Origin of the sequence: uncultured Methanobrevibacter sp. (assembly GCF_902801725.1) — an archaeon.
Taxonomy (GTDB): Archaea; Methanobacteriota; Methanobacteria; order Methanobacteriales; family Methanobacteriaceae; genus Methanocatella.
This window is the reverse complement of sequence record NZ_CADCJB010000007.1, coordinates 26,102-45,201: the sequence shown is the minus strand read 5'-3', so window position 1 is coordinate 45,201 and position 19,100 is coordinate 26,102. Positions and strand designations below refer to the sequence as shown.

The window sequence follows — 19,100 nt, the reverse complement described above, 5'->3', positions numbered from 1 at the left end:
TATTGGTGATTATAATGGATAGGTATGAAAAAGGAAAAGAGTGTTTGGAAGGTATTCAGAATATGCCTGTTGAAGAAATATTCAAGGATCTGGAGGATATTGCACCTGATTTGTCAAGATTTGTCATTGAATTTCCTTATTCTGAAATATATACCAGAAGCGAAGTCGATTTAAAAACAAGAGAACTGTGTACAGTTGCAGCACTGACTGCTATAGGAACAATTCCTCAGCTTAAGGATCATATTAATGCTGCATTGAATGTGGGGAATAGTCCCAAAGAAATTGTTGAAATTATAATGCAGATGAGTGCATATGCAGGTTTTCCAAAGGCTATTAATGGAGCTATGGCTGCAAAAGAAGTATTTGCCGATAAAAACTTATTATAATCTGGGGGATTCCAATTACTGAAGAAACATTTGATGTTGTAGCTCGCAAGTTACAGGAAGAGTTAATTGACATAATCAAAAACGGCAAGCAAATCAATGAGTATGAGCTGATAGTTTACAAATATGTTTTCATTTCAGAGTTGAAAATTCCTTTGTTTGAAGAAATGGAAATAGAAATTGTTGACGATGGATTTGTTATTCATGTAATCCCTGATAATTTGAAATTGGATGAATTAACTAAATTAAATGATGTTTTTGATAGGTTTGAAATCATATTTCTGCCGAATTCATTTAATGTTATCAAATTGAAATTTTTGTTGTGTGATTGAATGTATAGTGATGATGAAAAAAGACAACTGATGGATGATTTAGTCGAAATGGAAACATTTAAAGCGGATGTAGGTGATGAAGGTAAAGTCTTGCAGGAGGATTTAAAAGAATTCTTCTCTAATGGTGTGGGTGATAGCGAAGATTTGATTCTTAGATTGGAACTATATTTCTATGCTTTCAAATTGTTTTGCAGAAAATCTGTTAAAATTGATGAAAATCAGTTTATCATTTATTTGAATGATTCCATTTTGGAATGGGATTTAATAAAATTGGTAATGGATGATTTTACAGATTTTGAACTGGTGGTTGAAGCTGTAAAAGAAAATAATGATGTATTGATTAATCTAAATTTCACTTATCACTTTTAGATTTTAAAAATTTTTCGGGCATTTGCTGATGTAATCTCATCAACAGTGCTCAAATCCATATCTTTTATTTCTGCTATTTTTTCAACGGCATTAACGACATTTACAGGTTCATTTCTCTCTTCTTTTGTCATTGCCAGATAGGGACTGTCTGTTTCAGTTAAAACATAATCCAAATCTATTTTTTCAATTAAATCTTGGTGATGTTTGGAATAGCACAGCATTGTGGAAAAGCTCATGAAACAGTTGTCCTTGTTCATAATCCTTTTGGCTGTCTTTAAGCTGCCTCCATAACAATGGAAAACAAAATAGGGGATGTCGTTATATTCTTCTATAATGTTTACAGCTTTTTTCTCACAGTCCCTTACATGCATTACAATAGGGACTTCATATTCATTTGCAAGATTTAAAAAGCTTGTGAAAATCTCTTGCTGTCTTTCTCTTAAAGTTTTGTCAGTGACATAAAAATAGTCCATTCCCACTTCGCCTATGGCCACAATGTCTGAAAGATTGTCAATAAGATGATTTTGAGCATCTTTCAATTCTTCATCTGTTGAATTTTGCGAACTTACCGGATGAAAACCAAAAGTAGGATAAATGAAACCTTCATATTCTCTTGATAATTCTAAAACATTTTGATTGCTCTGTTTATTGAATCCTGATGCAATAACAAAATCCAGTTTGTCTTTCGCACGCTTAATAACCTCTTCACGGTCATCATCATAATCTTTAAAATCGATGTGGCAGTGGGTATCAATCATCGTTTAAACTCCAAATCTTCTGTCTCTTGCTTGGTATGATCGAATAGCTCTAATAAAATCAACTTTTCTCAGTTCAGGCCATAATGTTTCGCAGAAATATAGCTCTGAATATGAGGATTGCCAAAGTAAAAATCCGCTTAAACGCTCTTCTCCACTGGTTCTGATAATTAAGTTTGGATCATCCAATCCTTCAGTGTAGAGGTTTTTGCTCACTAAATCTTCATTTACATCATCAATAGAAATTTTTCCATCCTGTACATCTTTAATGATTTTCTTAAATGAATCTATGATTTCTAAACGTCCATCATAGCCGATAGCTATATTGAATAAACGTTTTTTATAATGTTTAGTTGCTTCTTCAGCTTCTAAAATTGCTTCCTTTACATTATCCGGAAGTAATTCAGTTCTACCTACCACTTTTACTTTTACTTCGTTTTTGTGTATTTTTTCGTGAGTTACTAGTCGTTTGAAGTTAATGACGAACAGGTTCATCAGCCCTTCGACTTCATGTTGGGGTCTATTGAAATTTTCAGTTGAAAAGGCATAAGCGGTAATAATTTCGATTCCAAGTTCTATACTCCAATCAAGAACTTTTTCAAGAGTATCAACTCCAATTTCATGTCCTTTGACAACATCCATATTACCTTGGAGTTTAGAGAATCTTCTATTACCATCCATAATAATGGCAACATGTTTTGGCATTTTTTCTGGTTTTAAACCACGGGATATATACCATTCATATATTCTATATAGGAAATTTTCTGCCATTCAAATCACTTAATAACAAATTATGTAATAGATTCAGTATTATTGTTCAATTAATTCTTCAGCTAAAATCAAACTTCTAATATATCCTTCAATACTTTGATCTCGACTTGTGTCAATGTAAACTCTGTCCATTCCAAATGTCACCGCACCGTAACTTGGCCAAGAATTAAGTAAAACCATAGTTCTGAATATGATATTTCCAACTCTTCCGTTCGGAGCAATGATGATGTTGCATTTATCCTGAATTGCTTTTTCAATCAGGATGTGGTAGTTTGTAACATCTTCGTCAGTATTTTCTTCAATGAGTTTTGTTAATTTTCTGCTTTCTTTGATTGAATTGGATACGATACTATCTCTTCCAAAATCATCTTTTCTTCCTTCAGCCAGAATGGCAATTTTAGGAGTTTTATCAACTTGTTTTAGAAAATCGACACAGTTCATTGTCATTCTAAATCTGTCTTCAACACTGTTACCTTCATCAATTCCAACCGGAGTTAACAAGAATTCGGTCTCACCATTATTAACATAGGTTGCTCTTGATAGGGTGGGGTACTGTTCCTTTAATTTTGATATTATATTAGAGGCCGGAAGTGACCCGCGAATCACAGCATCTATCTTTTTATCCAATACTGCCTTAATTAAGTCTTCATCACTGTATATCAAGATTACATCTGTTTTTGGGTGCTTTTCTTTGAAAATATGGCATGCTTGTATTATATTTTCATTTTTTCCAACACCAATAGCTATTCGTTTCATTAGTTTAAATATTTATAATTCATTATATAATTAAGTTTTTCTTTATCTTAAAAATATGATGGTACATAGACTTCATTAAATCATAGATTAATTGCATCAATTATGAATGTTGCTTTTTTGATGGTTAACTTTTTTTGCAAAAATTTTCCCTTGTTATCAAGTTAATCTTTTTTTTTAAAATTGTTATATCTTGTTATTAAAAATGCATAAATTGGACATATCTGTGTTGTATATCATATATTTTTGATATATAGACATTTGTTAAGTGAGGTATTAATATTATATTATGTTTCAAAAAAATGTTTACAAACTGGTAGGATATGTTGTTGCATCACATTACAGAACTGAAATTGTAAAATGTGTTGGAAACGATATTAAAATTCCATCGGTTATTGCCGATGAAGTTGGTCTTAGAACTAATCATGTATCCAATGTTTTAAAGGAACTGAAAGATGAAGGCATTGTTGAATGTCTGAATGAAGATGCTAAAAAAGGACGCCTATATAAAAATACTGAGTTAGGTATTGAAATCTTGAAATATATCTAAAAAGTTTTCTAAAAAAAGAAAAAGAAAAAAGTTATTCTTTCTGGATTTCAACAGTTGAAGCTGTCAATGGCAGAGTCAACTATTTCGATTACTGATTTAGTTAAATCAGGATAGGTGTCGCTTATTGCAACGGGAATGTTGTCGCAGTAGACAACTTCCAGGCCGTGGGCTATTGCGTCTTTAGTGGCGACATCCACGGCAGCAGCTTTAAGCTCAGTCAGCATGACGTCCACTTTATCCATATACTTTTCCATATCTTGGCGTAATAAAGGTCTATTGGATAAATGGGCAGTTGTGCCAACGACTTCGCAGCCATAGCTATCTTCTAAATAATCTACTAATTTATATTTAACGGATTCGGGTGCTGTTGTTGCAAATAATACTTTTTTATTTGTTAAATCTCCTAATGGCTTAGGTCTGAACACAGTTGAGATTACAGTTGCATTAGGATTCACTTCAGCCACGAATTCTTCTATTTTTTTGATTTTTGTCTCATCGGCCATAGGTTCTTCACACATTGTTAATATAACCAGGTCTCCCAGGCCAACTCTATATGGTCCAAAATATGTAGTTAAATTTTCAATTGGCTGGTTGGCTCCGATAAGCACTATTTTTTTATCTGTTTTGATTGGGGGGATTGCTGCTCCGCTTCCTTCGAATATTGCAAATTCTGAATCGACTTCATTGGCTAATTTTGCTCCTTTTTTCATATTTGTTAAGAACACTTCACCTGCCATTCCGCCTCCGCAACGTCTGCAGCCTATGGTTAATATTCTGCTCATTAACGCATCTTCCCAATGATCACTTGCTGCGTGAACTCCTTTTTCAGACTGTTCAAGTAAAAATTCGGCATTTATTTCGAGTTCTTCGCCATGAACTATTTCGGGCTCTTCAGGTCCTCCTCTCCCCATGGCTATTACGCATGGGTTGTATCCATTTTTATCAATTAGTCTTGATACAAATCCTGAAACTGCTGTTTTTCCGATACGTTTGCCTGTTCCGAGGATGGTGAGTGAAGGTTTTTCCATTATTTCGTATTGTGATGTCGGTTCAAATTTAAAATCAGGCCCTTTATAGGTTATTCCTTCGTTTAAAACTTTACAGGCTATTTTAAATCTTTTGGGATAATCGAGAATTGGTTCGTCACTCAAATCCATTACTGTATCAATGTCGTATTTTCTTATCATGTCGACTATGATGTCGTAAGGGATATCATTATCCTTTGCAAATTGAACGGGTGTTCCTAATTTTTCAGAGTAGGACTCTTCTGAATCGTCTCTCAACTTTTCAGTTCCACCTATAAAAACAGCAGCAGCTATGTCTATGTGTTCTAACTTGTTTAATGTATCTATTGCTTCTTTAGTGACTGGCAAGTAATGTTCTCCGTCAACTAAACAAAGCATCTTGTTAAGGCCTTTCATAATTATTAATATGAAAGTTATTATTATTAAAAATATTTAAAAAAAGCAAAAAAAGGTAAAAGATTAAGCTGCTTTAAGTTCTTTTTCAGAACGTGCAACCAAATCTGATAGGGAATTGCGTACATTTTCAGGAATTGAATTTCCTTCCTTATCTGCAATAACTTGTGAGATAATTTTACAAAGAACAAAAATCGCATGTTTATGTTCTGCCTTTGTCTTATGGATATGATGTGGGCTTATTTTTAGTGTAATGTATTCGCTACAGTCGTTAGTGATTTGATCATCTTCCGCTAAGTATTTTAAAACATATACTAAAAATTGATGTAATTGAATCATTTCGTCCTTATACATAACTATCTAACCTATAAAAATTAACTATTCTGTTAGTTAAAAGATAAATTATATCAAATAATAATTTATTACTCATTTTTTTTAATAATTATATATTGTTAACTAATCATATTTAAATATTCCATCAATTAATCAATTAGATTTTATATTTATCAAGCAAAATTTCAAATAATATCAAATTTCTTTGATGTCAGCGTTTATTTTAAGATTATTGTTTATTTTTAGATTTTAACATTGAATTCGTTAGTTTCAACAATTTTGGGCAATTTTCCAATTGTTCCTACGTTCGTATCGCTGATAATTAAAATTCCTTCAAAATGTTTTCTGTAGTTTTCTGCAGTTTCCAGAGCATTGGAAATCTTGTCTTCTGAAGTGTTTCCATTAACATCATTTGCAATTCTGGTTGCAAGTCCGTCAGCTATTGAAGGGCTCCTGCTGATGATTGTTACGCTGTCGGAACTGCCGAAACTGATTGAATGACCAATTTTGCCTGAGGAGGTGCAAATTCCTAAAGGCTTTTTTCTGGGCTTAATTTTAAAGGCTATTTCATTTCCCAGAACTTCATTGTTGGAATATATTCCGCATAATGCGGTTTCATTATTCATTAATGCAATGTCTCCTCCATTTTCAACGATTGAATGTTTGGAGTTGTTTTCAATTAGATAATCAAGTGATAATTGTGATATTGTACCTGCAACGCATGCCATTGGTCCGATATCACAAATTTTTGATGATTCATCCATTGTTTTTACTATTAATGGCAGCGATTCATCATTTAGCTTAAGAGGTTCCATTGAAAGTAGAAAGTCCTGATTTTTTGAAATGTAGTTTTTCAAATCTGACCTAATTGTGTATATGTATTCCTTCAGGTGGTGATTTTCCAAATCTGTTTTCAGCCTGATGTGGGTTTCACCTAAGTTAATTTCTTGATAGGGCATATTTTTTATTTTAGGGGTTTTACTATTAAAAAATTCCCTTATATTATATGTTATTTTTTCATTACATTGTCATAACAGCCTTATATTTGTATTTTAAAGCAAAGTATTAAAAACATTTATATATAATCTTTAATTATTTATAATTTAGAAAATTAACTTAACACGTGTGATAATTGTGAAATCATTTGAATTTTTATCTATTCCAAGAGAAGAAAAGCCAAGAAAGTGTGGAATAACAATGGTCTTGGACAAAGGTTTAGGTCTTGAAACCGCAAAAAGCCTAATGGAAATTTCCGGAGACTACGTTGACTATCTGAAATTTGGTTGGGGAACTTCCATTGTGCATGAACAGGACATAATTAAATCCAAAGTCGAGATGTACAAGTCACATCAGATTACTCCATACACTGGTGGAACACTGTTTGAGCTGGCATATAAATCGAATAAACTGGAGGAGTTTTTTAGTGAAGCTCATGATTTGGGCTTTCCGGCGATTGAGATTTCAGACGGATCAGTCAATATTCCTCATGATGATAAGGTGGAATGCATAGCCCTTGCAAAGGAAAATGGATTTGAAGTATTGTCTGAAGTAGGCAAAAAAGACCCTAATCTGGATAAAGAATTGTCCCTCGATAAGAGAATTGAATATATGCATGAAGAATTGAATGCCGGGTCCTCTCTGATAATTGTTGAAGCAAGGGAAGGGGGAAAGAACATAGGCATATTTGATAAATCCGGAAATGCAAAGGAAGATGAAATAGACTATATTCTGGATAATTTTGATGGAGATAAAATCCTTTGGGAAGCTCCAAATAAGGATCAGCAAGTATTTTTCATATTGAAATTGGGAAACTCAGTTAATCTGGGAAACATTTCAAGTGATGACATTACTTCTCTTGAAACTTTAAGAAGAGGATTAAGAGGAGATACAGTAGGTAAAATCTAATCTAAAAACGTAAAGAAGGTAGTTAAATTGAAAACTAAAAGCATTGACCAAATCAACAGGAAAATTGATGACGGTGAAGCTAAAATATATACTGCAGAAGAATTTAAAAAACTTGTTAAAAATGATGAGGCACCGGCTTTTGAAGATGTGGATGTCATAACAACAGGAACATGTGGCGTAATGAGCGGTACGGCAGCCATACTAAACTTCATAGTTTCCGCCCCAGGTGAATTCATAAGGGCAAATGAAGTTTACCTGAATGGTGTTCCGGCATATGCTGGGCCTTGTCCGAATGAGTGGCTTGGTTCGGTTGATGCAATTCTTCATGGAACTGCCCATTCTATTCATGATGGAAATTATGGTGGAGGATTCTTGCTGAAGGAACTTCTGGAAGGAAAAGAAATTGATGTCAGAATTGAAACTGCAGAGGGAAAAACAATTGAAAACACCATAACAATGAAAGATATTACAAGAGGTCAGATTATCGGAACTCGTATGGCATTCAAAAACTACACTGCATTTACAAATCCGAATAAAGAAGCCATTTCATCAATATTTGCAGCAGTTCCTCTTGAAGGTAATCTGTCCGGTTTGACATTTTCAGGATGCGGTGATTTGAATCCTCTTCAAAATGACATTCCTCACAATGTAATTAGGCAGGGCAAGAAGGTTTTGATTAATGGTGCTGAAGGTTATATATTGGGAGACGGTACAAGGTCAAGTCCTGAAAAGCCAAATCTGATGTTGTCAGCAGATTTATGCAAAATGGATCCATATTATCTTGGAGGATTCAAGACAGGTCAGGGCGGAGAGGTCTATGATACTGTGGCAATTCCAATTCCCGTATTGACAGAAGAAATATACAACAATTTACTTGTCAGGGATGAAGACATTGACTTGCCTGTGGCAGATATCAAAGGACGCCACTTGCCACTTACCAATACCAATTACAGGGAAATGTGGGGTGAATATGACTTAAGGCCTCAATTCAACAGATTAGAATGTGAAAATTGCGAAAGCTGTCGTGTAGAGGAAGTATGTCCTACAAATGCATTTAAAAATGAAAGATTAAATCCAGCATACTGTTTCGGATGCGGAATGTGTGCACATTACTGCAAACATGATGCATTTGACATGAACACTGGAGATGTTGATTTGGAAATTGACGGAAGAAATGTCAACGTTCCTATTATATGCAGACAATCAGATAGGCTGAGAGCCAATAAATTATCTTTAAAATTAAAGAAAATGATTGAAAATAAGGAATTTAAATTATAGTGGTGATTATATGACTACTCAAAAAATAACTGATTCACCAATAGACTTTGCTGAGGACATCATTCTTGATGTTAAAAATTCAAAGGAGGATGGTGTATTGAAATGTGTTCAATGTGGAATGTGCACATCAACATGCCCTGCAGCCCGTCATTCTGACTATAATCCCCGTGACATTATAGAAAGGGTTTTGGAGGGTGACATGACAATTATGGAAGATGACAATATCTGGAATTGCTTTTATTGCTATACTTGTCATAGCGTATGTCCTGTTGGAAACAGTGTATGCGAAGTTAATCAAATCCTCAAGCAGTTTGCAATTAATAATGGAATAGGTTATGATAAGCTATATGAATATATGGGATTTGCAGACAGTTATTTTACAGCTGCTATCGGAGCAATTCCTGAAATATTCTTTGAGGACATCAGGAGAGATGTTCCTGGCTGGTGGGAATTCAGGCAAAACTTGGGCGATATAAGAGATGAACTTGAGTTGAACCCGCCGTTAATGCCTCCAGAGGAAGTTATTGATGAAGTCAGTACAATATTGACAATCACAGGTTTCAAGGACAGAATTGAAAAGATAAGGCAATCTCAGGAGGAAGAATGATGAAAGAAATTCCGGATAAAAACATACTTCTTTTTAGAAGCTGCCTTGTCAGTGTCGAATATCCTGGTGTTGAAGCATCCACTAAATTCGTATTCGATAAGCTTGGAGTTGACTATGCAATTTCTGAAAAGCAAACATGCTGTACTGGGCTTGGACATTACTCTGATGTCTTTGACCAGCTTTCCACATCTGCCATTGGGGCCCGTAATTTCAGAATAGCTAAGGATTTAGACAGGCCCAATCTTGTAATGATGTGTGCAACATGCTACGCGATAAATAAGAAATCAGTAAAGCTATTGAATAATAAGGATGAATTGAGGGAAAAAATCAATAATCTATTCGATGAAAATGGATTGGGTCATTTGAAGTATGAAAAGGATGAATTGAAGCCTACTGAAAATATTTTTCATGTTGTTGATATATTATATAATAAAATTGATGAAATTCCTGATAAGATAAAGTATGATTTAAGCGATTATACAATAGCCACTCACCACGGATGCCACTATTGCAAAGTGCATTATGAAGATACTGTCGGGGGTGTAAGGGATCCCCATATATTGGATGATATAATTGGAGCTTGCGGTTGTGAAACCATCGGTTGGTATGACCACAAAAGAGCCACATGTGGAACAGGATTCAGACAGAGATATTCAAATCCAGAGCTGTCATTCAGTGCGACTGCCGATAAGATGAATGCAATATGTGATGAGGATGTGGATATCATGGTGCATTTGTGTCCTAATTGCCATATTCAGTTCGACAGATATCAGCATCTGATTGCAGATAGGGAAAAAAGGAAATTCAGGGCAATCCATTTGAATATTGCTCAGTTTGTAGCATTGGCTATGGGTGGTGATTTAGATAAGGTAATAGGTGCTAAAGCCCATACCGTACCAATTGATTCTGTTATTAAAGATTTGAAGGAGGTTGAAAAATGAGGGATGATTTAAAAGTTGGCGTGTTTTTATGTGAATGTGGAGGAAATATTGCAGATGTTATTGATTTGGATGAAGTGAGAGACTCTTTAGATGTTGAATTTATCGGACAGTTTGAAAACCTATGTTCTCTTAACGGTCGTAAAATTATTCGTGATGCCATATTCGACCATAACCTTGACAGGGTTGTAGTTGCTGCATGCTCACCGATAAGCCACGAAAAAACATTCCAGGATTATGTAAAACCTCTGAATCCTTATCTTATGGACATGGCCAACATCAGGGAACAGTGTTCATGGGTTCATGATGACAGTGAAAGGGCAACCCATAAGGCCATTACATTAATCAATGCATCTATCGAGAAAGTGAAGCAGTCCGATGCGGTTGATCCAATATATTGCCAGACTCCTGATGAAGTGGCGGTAATAGGTGGGGGGATTGCAGGAATGAATGCTGCATTGTCTCTTGCAAAGCAGGGAACCAAAGTCACAATCATAGAACAGTCACCTTCAATCGGAGGGCATATGGCGAAGATAGGTAAGGTATTTTCACCTGTCAAAATTGCTGAGGAATGTGGAATGTGCCTTTTGAATCCTATTTTGAATGAACTTGTCTGGAATGAAAATATTGAAGTTTTAACTAATGCGAAAGTAATTGAATCTGAAAGAAGGGCAGGAACATACAATCTGATTGTGGAACAGTCTCCAAGATATGTCGATACGGAAAAATGTATTGCATGCGGAAAATGTGCAGAAGTATGTGAAGTGGAAGTTCCAAATGACTGGAATGACAATCTGTCAATGAGAAAAGCAATTTACAGGCCATTTGGACAGTCTTATCCTGAAAGCTATGTAATAGATATGGACAACTGTTCAAAATGTGGGGATTGCTTTAGAACATGTAATATGAGAGCCATTAAATTAAGGCAAAAGCCTGAAAAGTCATTGCTTCAGGTCGGATCGATTATAGTTGCAACAGGCCATAAGTTATTTGACATGGAAAAAAGGCCAGAATACGGATACACCAGATATGCTGATGTAATAACCCAGTCTGAACTTGGACGTATCACTGGTGTAAACGGACCTACTAAAGGAAAGCTCCTGAAATCAAATGGGGAAGTTCCAAAGCGTGTTGTGATGATACAATGTGTAGGTTCCAGGGATGAAAAACCGGACGGCCATAGATACTGTTCAAAGATATGCTGTACCGTAGCCCTGAAGAATGCCAATATCATTAAACATAAATATCCTGATACTGATGTTTTGATATGCTATACTGATGTTAGAACTCCTGGAATGTTTGAAAAGTATTACAAACACACTCAGGAAAATGAAGTGAGATTTTTAAGGGGACGTCCTGGCGAAGTTGTTAAAAAAGGAGATAATTTCATTGTAAGAACAGAAGATACTATTAAAGGTGAATTCGTAGAGATTGAAGCTGATATGGTGGTATTGTCTACTGCAATGGAGCCGTCAATGGGTACTCGGGAAATTGCTGAAACATTGAATATCGGAACAACCGAAGACGGATTTATTAAGGAGTCACATCCGAAAATCAAGCCGGTTGCGACTGATGTGCAGGGAATATATGTTTGTGGAACAGCACAGGACCCAAAGGACATAACCGATTCAATTATGCAGGCGACTGCAGCAGCAGCCAAAGTTTCTGAATATAACTATGGTGGTGTTGAAATTGAACCGTTCATTGCTGAAATTGATAAGGAAAAATGTACTGTTTGCGGAGAGTGTATTTCCAGATGCAAATACAAATCAATGAGCATACAGGATGATGAAATTTACATTGATCCGATGAGCTGTACCGGATGTGGAAAATGCCTTGTGGACTGTAAGCAGAGGGCAATTACAGTAAACGGCAATGTTGATGAAAAGATTGTTGCCACAATCAATGGGGTATTGTCTAAAAAACGTGAAGGCGAACGTATGATTCTGGTCTTTTTAGATAACATTGGTTATACTGCTGCAGACAATATTGGGGTCAACAGATTGTCCTACCCTGAATCGATACACATTATCAAGGTAATTTCTGTAAACCGTGTAAGGCCGAGACATATAAGATATGCACTTGAAAACGGTGCGGATGGAATATTCATAGGTGAATTCCCTGGCGATTTAATGTATGATGAAGTGGAACGTAAAATCGGAATGGTTAAAGAATGCATTGCCGAGATGGGTCACAATCCGGAAAGGGTTACCTTTTCAAAAGTCTATATTCCATACTTTACAGGACTCGCCCGCAAATTAACAGACTTCGATAATAAGATTTTAGAATTAAACGAAGCCAAATAATTAATTTTTCAAAAAAAGATAAAAATATTTCGGCTATTTTAGTCGAAATATTCAATTTCAGTTTTTTCAATTTCTTTTTCACCGTTAAACACATCTAAATCTATCGACTTGCTTCTGAATGAAACAATAATTGTACAAATGGCGTCTCCGGTTACATTTACTGCAGTTCTGAACATATCAAGGATATGGTCTATTCCCATTATTATTCCAATAGCATCTACCGGAAGTCCAATTGAATTAAATACCATGGTTAATGTAATGAGTCCAACTGAAGGAACACCTGCTGTTCCAATGGATGCCATCACCGCAGTGAAAACTACTGTTAAAAGAGCACTTGTAGTTAAATCTATACCGTAAGCCTGTGCAGCAAACATTACCGCACAACCTTGCATGATAGCGGTTCCATCCATGTTGATGGTGGCGCCTAATGGGATTGTAAATGATGAAACGTCACGTGAAACTCCCAATTCAGACAGTTTTTCTAAATTCAGAGGAATTGTTGCATTCGAAGTTGATGATGAAAATGCAAAAAACATTACTGAAGTAAACTTCCTAAAGAATTTCAATGGATTTAAACGTGTAAATATGACAAGTAATGTTGGATATACGATAAATCCCTGTATTGCTAAACCTATAAGGACGCATAGGATATATTTGCTTAATGGAAGTAAACCATCAACACCAAGTCCTGCAAAAGTCCGAGCCATCAAACAGAATACACCAATAGGTGCAAACTTCATTACAATTGAGGTCATTTCCATCATGATAGTATTTCCTTCTGAAAAAAGTTTGTTAAATGTTTGGGTTTCATTTTTTAATTTTGCTAAGATTATACCTATGAGTACTCCAAAGATAATTACCGGCAGCATATCTCCTGAAGCTAAGGAATTAATTGGGTTTTCCGGAATCATGTTCAATAGTGTATCTGTCATTGTTTGATTAACAGTGACATTTGATTGCTCAATTAAACTGGCCATATGCAATCCCACTCCTGGTTTTATTATTCCAGCTATTAAAAGAGCAATGGAAACAGCTAGGGCAGTAGTTAAGAGATAGAGCAGTACAGTAGTTCCACCAATTGAACCAATTTTTCTAATATCTGAAATTGATGAAACTCCCACAATAATCGAACAAAAAACAAGAGGCACGACCAACATTTTCATGAGGCGGATAAATCCTGTACCTCCAAAGTAGAAAACATTGTCCATCAGTATAATGTTTTTTATAAAAGGATCTGTAACCCAAAAATTCAAAATAAAGCCAACAAGGATACCTAAAATCATTCCGATTAATATCCAATTACTTAAGCTTATCTTTTTTAGTTTATTTAACATTTTTTACTCCAAAAATTTACAATATAATATATATTTTATAAATTTTATAAATGTTGTTTTTTTTTGCTAATGAAAGCTGTATCTTTATAACATTTATATTTAATTAAACACATAATATTGTTATGTTTAATAAAAAATCAGTATTTGCCATAATTATATTGCTCTTTGCAATTTCTGTTGTTAGTGCAAGTGATGTCAATTCAACCCAATCGGGTGATGTTGCTTTGGATGCATTTTCACAGAATGAAACACAACTTACAGAAGTACAATCAGATGTCCTGGAAAGCGGACAAACAGTTTATTTTGATGCATCGGCAAGTGTCGATGGAGACGGATCAAAAGAAAAACCATATAAATATTTAAGTTCCAATAAATTGACCAATGTGGGAACTGCTTATTTTGCAAATGGTAATTATGAATTGGATGAGTTAATAAAAATTTCATCAGCTTCACAAAAGATAACATTTGTGGGTGAAAATGAAAACCCCACCAATATTATTTCTAATTCATTTGACTTCGACTTCAAAATTCTAAAAGGTTCATCTCTGGAATTAAAAGACTTGACATTCTATAAGATTAATATTCTTAATCAGGGAAACTTGGAAGCAAATAATGTTATTTTTTATTCTACTGATTCTTATGAAACTTCTTTAAGTTCTTTAGATTATAATGGAGATGTTTATGATAGCTATGGTGGTGTAATAGTTTGTGATTCCCCTAAAGATTCGAGGACTAATATAACATTAAATAATTGTATTTTTCAAAGTAATTCAGGTGAATCAGGAGCAGTTATTGATGCTTATAATTCAAATGTGTTAATTAATAATTCATATTTTTATAACTCTACATCTCGTCGTTTAGGAGGAGCAATATATAGTTTGAAATCAGTTCTAAGAATTTTCAATTCTGAATTCAATCTTAATTCCGCCAAATATGGTGGTGTGATATATGCGGAAGATAATTATGTTGATTTGTTAAATTCCAGATTTTTTTATTCACAATCTTCCAGTTTTGGAGGGGTTATGGCAGTTAAGTCAAGTACTGTAACTTCCAATGATTGTTATTTTTCAGATAATATTGCTTTAAGTGATGGTGGTGGAACATTTTATGATGAAAATTGCAGTTTAAGCATCGTGAATGGAGTCTTTCGTAATGGAAAATCTGATTTTGGCGGTGCAATATGTAATCTAAATTCAAATCTAATAATTAATAATATTATTTTTGATAATAATGCGGCAACTTTTATGGGTGGTGTTATTTTTAACGACAGGGGAAATATTTATTCTAAAAACTCTCATTTTCAATATTCCCATGCCAATAGTGGGGGTGCAATCTATTCAAGAATTTCTGATTCAGTAACATTAACCAATACTACCTTTTATAACTCAGAAGACAATTTTGGACATACTGTTTTCAGAGAAAACAATACAATTTATGATCTCAATTCTAATCAGGCTGTACCATTAATCAATTATGTTCCTGAATCACAGACAAATGTTCCGTCATATTATGACTCAAGGGATTACGGTTATATCAGTCCAATTAAAAATCAGTTTAGCGGTGCTAATTGTTGGTCATTCGGGTCAATTGCTACACTGGAAGCATGCCTTAAGAAAGCGACAGGAATATCATATGACCTTTCCGAAGAAAATGTTAAAAATTTAATGTCATACTATTCCCTTTTCGGCAGAACTTATGAGCCGAATGAAGGAGGGGTTGATAGTATGGCAATGAGTTACTTTGCAAGTTGGTTAGGTCCAGTAAATGACAGCCTTGATGAATATGATGATTATTCTGGATTGTCTGAAGTCTTCAGTCCTTTGGTCCATGTTCAAAATATTTACTGTTTGCCTGTCCGTAAAAATACTGATGATAATGATGCTATAAAACGGGCTATTATGGACTATGGTGCTGTTACCGCTTCGGTATATTGGATTAATACCTATCACACCATTTCACTTATAGGATGGGATGACAATTATAATGGTAAGGATGTTTTCGGAAATTATGCTAAAGGCGCATGGATAGTTAAAAACAGTTGGGGTACCGTTTTGGAAGATGGTTTCTGCCATATGTCTTATCAGAAACAATTTAAAAATGAAATTGAATCACCTTTATCTAATTTTGTCTACACATTCATATTCAACGATACTGAAGGTTATACAAGAAATTACCAGTATGACTTTGGAGGACCAAATTATATTATTATCTTCAATGGCAGTGCATCTTACAAAAACACATTCACTTCATTTGGTGATGAAAAATTGTCTGCATTTTCAACATTTTTCATCGATCCGACTAACTATGAAGTTTCAGTCTATGTGGGTAATAATTTGGTTCTGACTCAAAAAGGATATTCTCCTGCCGGTTATTATACAATTCCATTTAATTCTCCAATAAAATTGGCTTCAGGAACCAAATTTACTATTGTCATTAAAAATTATAATAGTGGAAATAATAGTATTCCACTTTGTGATGCTTCAAGAATTAACAAAGTGACCTTCGCAGATAATGTTTCATTTATATATAATCAAACTTGTGATTATTGGCAGGATTTATATGATTATAAATCTGGATGTTATGTAGCTTGCATTAAGGCATTTACAACTCCATTGGAATTAAAAGATGTAACAATCACTGTTGATAAATTAACTGAAGTTGAAGCATATAAAGAGATAAGCATCAATGTTAAACTCAGTAACAGTCAAATAAATGGCGGCACTGTAGCAATTACTATAAATAATAAGAACTATTATGCATATGTCAAAAATGGCCAAGCCTGTTTAAAAGTAACTTTCAATGAAACCGGAACTTACTCATTATCTGCAGAGTATAAAAATAATATTTATAAATCCAATGTTGTCAAATTCAATTTTAATGTAATCAAACCTGTCATATCCATTTCAGCTCCCGATGTTTCCAAGTATTATGGAGGACCTGAAAAATTCACTGCAACAGTCATGAAAAACGGTAAGCCGTTGGTTGAAGATTACGTAACAATCAATATAAATGGTAAGTCGTATAGTGTAAAAACTAATACTGCAGGTCAGGCAAGCATTGATTTGAATCAGGCCGTTGGAATCTATGATGTTACAACAGTTTATGGCCGTGATTCCAAGGCGTCAAAAGTTACAATCAAATCAACAATTGCTGTCCGTGATGTGACAGGAAGTTATTTCAATGCAAAAGCAAGTGGAACATTCCTAAATGCTAATGGACAGCCACTTGCAGGAAAAGAAGTCACATTCAAAATCAATAATATGGAATTTAAAGCAACAACCAATAATAATGGTGTTGCAACTGCCAAAATCGATTTAAATGTGGGTAGCTATAATGTCATTGCTGTTAATCAGGCAACCAAAGAGGAAAAACAGTTCAAACTCACAATTACAAAATCCTCTCCGGATGTTTCAATATTCACCAGTCAAATTGAAGATTCAGTTACAATAACTGTAAGTTTGAATCCGTCTACAGCAACAGGAAATATAGTTTTCACATTCGAACAAGAGGATTACCCATCTTCAATCCATGAGGGAAACGCTTCTTTGATAATAACTGATTTGAAATCCGGTTCCTATAATTATTCAATATCATATGCCGGCGATGCAAATATGAACGGTTTTACTGCATCCGAAAAATTTGATGTAACTTCTAATGTAGTGGTTTCAGCATCTGATTTGGAAAAATATTACGGAAATCCCGAAAGTTTCAAGGTTTACATAACAGATAATGACAAGCCTTTAAGCGGTGCTGAGGTTAATTTCATATTTCAGGGGGATGTTTATGCCGCCACTACTGGCAGTGATGGTGTAGCTTCCATTAAAATACCTTTAGGTCCTGGAATATATGAAATCAAATATCAGTATAAGGACATTTCAGGTTCATCTAAAATCATTGTCAAAACAACAGTTACCGCCGATAACTTAAGCTACGTCTATGAAGATTCATATGTCAAGGCAACTTTCATCGATAGCGAAGGCAAAGCAATTTCAAATGCTAATGTGGCATTTAAAATTAATGATGTTAACTATAAAGGGGTAACTGATAGCAAAGGTGTTGCATCCACTTCCGTTTTATTGGGTGCTGGCAATTATAATGTGGAAGTAACCAACCCTGCTACAAATGAATTTAAACAGTTCAAATTAACTGTATCAAAAAAGACTCCTAAAATAGAATTTCTAACTGATGATAATGGTAAAATATTGATTGCTAAATTATCATCAGCCAAAGCTACCGGTAAAATAATCTTCACATTTGAAGGTAAAGATTATCCAGAACAAATTGTAAATGGTGAGTCCCGTTTCAATATTCCGCCGGTTACTAAAGGCACCTATTTGATACCTGTAAAATACAGCGGAGACAATAATTTCAATTCCTATTCAACTAGAGTTAATGTAAATGTGATTGATGAATCTCCTGTCCTGTCTGCAAATAGTGTTAATAAGGTTTATGGCGATTCTAAACGTTTAATTATAAAGTTAGTAGACTATAAGGGCAATCCTATAAAGAATGCTAAGGTATATGCTAATGTTGTTGCAAGCAATGGAGTAAAATTCAATTATTACACATTGACAACCAATGCCAATGGTGAAGCTAAACTGGCATGTAATTTCCCTGCAAAAACATACAGTGTTGTTATTTCAAGTAGTTCATGCAAAAACATTAAAGCAAAAGTGGTTGTCAAAAAAGCAGCTACAAAATTATATGCTTCATCTAAATCCTTTAAATTAAAGGTTAAACCTAAAAAATATGTTATTACATTGAAAAATAACTTAAATAAGGCAATGAAAAGAACCAAAGTCACTTTAAAGATTGGTCGTATAACCTATAGTACAAAAACAAATAATTATGGTAAGGCAACATTTAAAATTACCAAATTAAATAAAAAAGGCACTTATGCGGCTAAAATTAGATATGGTGGTAATGCTTATTATAATGGTGTGTCCAAAAACGTAAAAATCAGGGTTGTATAGTAGAAAATCTTTCTACTTTCCTTATTTTTTTTATTGCATATGGGATTTTGCAGTGTCGAATGTCATGTTCGATCATGTACTTTATTATTATTGTT

General features: G+C 34.3%; 17 protein-coding genes. 10 read left to right on the top strand and 7 right to left on the bottom strand.

What is annotated here, in order from left to right:
- Window positions 1-14: 14 nt before the first annotated feature.
- The 3 genes from QZV68_RS02350 (at window position 15) to QZV68_RS02340 (ending at window position 1,084) form a co-directional block, all read left to right on the top strand.
- Window positions 15-386: a carboxymuconolactone decarboxylase family protein gene (locus QZV68_RS02350; RefSeq protein ID WP_296878220.1), complete on the top strand. Its 372-nt coding sequence runs from the start codon at window positions 15-17 to the stop codon at window positions 384-386.
- Window positions 387-550: 164 nt separating this feature from the next.
- Window positions 551-715, top strand: coding sequence for a hypothetical protein (locus QZV68_RS02345; RefSeq protein ID WP_296878219.1), 165 nt, complete (start codon window positions 551-553; stop codon window positions 713-715).
- Window positions 716-1,084 carry a hypothetical protein gene (locus tag QZV68_RS02340; protein WP_296878218.1) on the top strand — a complete coding sequence of 123 codons (369 nt, stop codon included), beginning with the start codon at window positions 716-718 and terminating at the stop codon, window positions 1,082-1,084.
- On the opposite strand, the gene QZV68_RS02335 is transcribed toward QZV68_RS02340, so the two are convergent.
- From QZV68_RS02335 to mtxX, 3 genes are read right to left on the bottom strand one after another with little or no spacing between them, the layout of a single operon-like run.
- Window positions 1,081-1,842: a TatD family hydrolase gene (locus QZV68_RS02335; protein ID WP_296878217.1), complete on the bottom strand. Its 762-nt coding sequence runs from the start codon at window positions 1,840-1,842 to the stop codon at window positions 1,081-1,083. The genes QZV68_RS02340 and QZV68_RS02335 overlap by 4 nt on opposite strands.
- A 3-nt stretch (window positions 1,843-1,845) precedes the next feature.
- The gene (gene uppS / locus QZV68_RS02330) at window positions 1,846-2,610 is read right to left on the bottom strand and encodes a polyprenyl diphosphate synthase (protein WP_296878216.1); all 765 of its coding nucleotides are present in this window, start codon (window positions 2,608-2,610) and stop codon (window positions 1,846-1,848) included.
- Between the two features lie 39 nt (window positions 2,611-2,649).
- Window positions 2,650-3,366: a methanogenesis marker protein Mmp4/MtxX gene (gene mtxX / locus QZV68_RS02325; protein WP_296878215.1), complete on the bottom strand. Its 717-nt coding sequence runs from the start codon at window positions 3,364-3,366 to the stop codon at window positions 2,650-2,652.
- A gap of 286 nt (window positions 3,367-3,652) precedes the next feature.
- Here mtxX and QZV68_RS02320 point away from each other — a divergent pair, with 286 nt between their 5' ends.
- Window positions 3,653-3,913, top strand: coding sequence for a helix-turn-helix domain-containing protein (locus QZV68_RS02320; protein WP_296878214.1), 261 nt, complete (start codon window positions 3,653-3,655; stop codon window positions 3,911-3,913).
- A 47-nt stretch (window positions 3,914-3,960) separates the two neighbouring features.
- On the opposite strand, the gene QZV68_RS02315 is transcribed toward QZV68_RS02320, so the two are convergent.
- The 3 genes from QZV68_RS02315 to QZV68_RS02305 all read right to left on the bottom strand — a co-directional run bounded on the left by QZV68_RS02315 (window position 3,961) and on the right by QZV68_RS02305 (window position 6,623).
- On the bottom strand, window positions 3,961-5,334 hold the full coding sequence (locus QZV68_RS02315; protein ID WP_296878213.1) for a 2,3-diphosphoglycerate synthetase: 1,374 nt from the start codon (window positions 5,332-5,334) through the stop codon (window positions 3,961-3,963).
- A gap of 63 nt (window positions 5,335-5,397) precedes the next feature.
- Window positions 5,398-5,685 (bottom strand): UPF0058 family protein, encoded by a 288-nt coding sequence (locus tag QZV68_RS02310; RefSeq protein ID WP_296878212.1) that lies wholly within the window; start codon window positions 5,683-5,685, stop codon window positions 5,398-5,400.
- Between the two features lie 221 nt (window positions 5,686-5,906).
- A complete protein-coding gene (locus QZV68_RS02305; RefSeq protein ID WP_296878211.1) occupies window positions 5,907-6,623 on the bottom strand; it encodes a UPF0280 family protein in 717 nt (238 codons plus the stop codon).
- A 175-nt stretch (window positions 6,624-6,798) separates the two neighbouring features.
- Here QZV68_RS02305 and comA point away from each other — a divergent pair, with 175 nt between their 5' ends.
- From comA to hdrA, 5 genes are read left to right on the top strand one after another with little or no spacing between them, the layout of a single operon-like run.
- Window positions 6,799-7,569, top strand: coding sequence for a phosphosulfolactate synthase (gene comA, locus QZV68_RS02300; RefSeq protein WP_296878209.1), 771 nt, complete (start codon window positions 6,799-6,801; stop codon window positions 7,567-7,569).
- A gap of 27 nt (window positions 7,570-7,596) precedes the next feature.
- On the top strand, window positions 7,597-8,847 hold the full coding sequence (locus QZV68_RS02295) for a methanogenesis marker 16 metalloprotein (protein ID WP_296878207.1): 1,251 nt from the start codon (window positions 7,597-7,599) through the stop codon (window positions 8,845-8,847).
- Between the two features lie 10 nt (window positions 8,848-8,857).
- On the top strand, window positions 8,858-9,454 hold the full coding sequence (gene hdrC / locus QZV68_RS02290; protein WP_296878205.1) for a ferredoxin:CoB-CoM heterodisulfide reductase subunit HdrC: 597 nt from the start codon (window positions 8,858-8,860) through the stop codon (window positions 9,452-9,454).
- Entirely contained in the window at window positions 9,451-10,395 is a 945-nt protein-coding gene (hdrB, locus tag QZV68_RS02285; RefSeq protein ID WP_296878203.1) for a ferredoxin:CoB-CoM heterodisulfide reductase subunit HdrB, read from the top strand. The genes hdrC and hdrB overlap by 4 nt, the downstream gene beginning before the upstream one ends.
- Window positions 10,392-12,698, top strand: coding sequence for a ferredoxin:CoB-CoM heterodisulfide reductase subunit HdrA (gene hdrA / locus QZV68_RS02280; protein ID WP_296878201.1), 2,307 nt, complete (start codon window positions 10,392-10,394; stop codon window positions 12,696-12,698). Before hdrB ends, hdrA begins: the two co-directional genes overlap by 4 nt.
- Window positions 12,699-12,736: 38 nt before the next feature.
- Here the strand turns inward: hdrA and QZV68_RS02275 are convergent, their stop codons facing one another.
- The gene (locus QZV68_RS02275) at window positions 12,737-14,032 is read right to left on the bottom strand and encodes a dicarboxylate/amino acid:cation symporter (RefSeq protein ID WP_296878199.1); all 1,296 of its coding nucleotides are present in this window, start codon (window positions 14,030-14,032) and stop codon (window positions 12,737-12,739) included.
- A gap of 122 nt (window positions 14,033-14,154) precedes the next feature.
- Between QZV68_RS02275 and QZV68_RS02270 the strand changes: the two genes are divergently transcribed.
- Window positions 14,155-19,005, top strand: coding sequence for an Ig-like domain repeat protein (locus QZV68_RS02270; RefSeq protein ID WP_296878197.1), 4,851 nt, complete (start codon window positions 14,155-14,157; stop codon window positions 19,003-19,005).
- Window positions 19,006-19,100 lie beyond the last annotated feature (95 nt).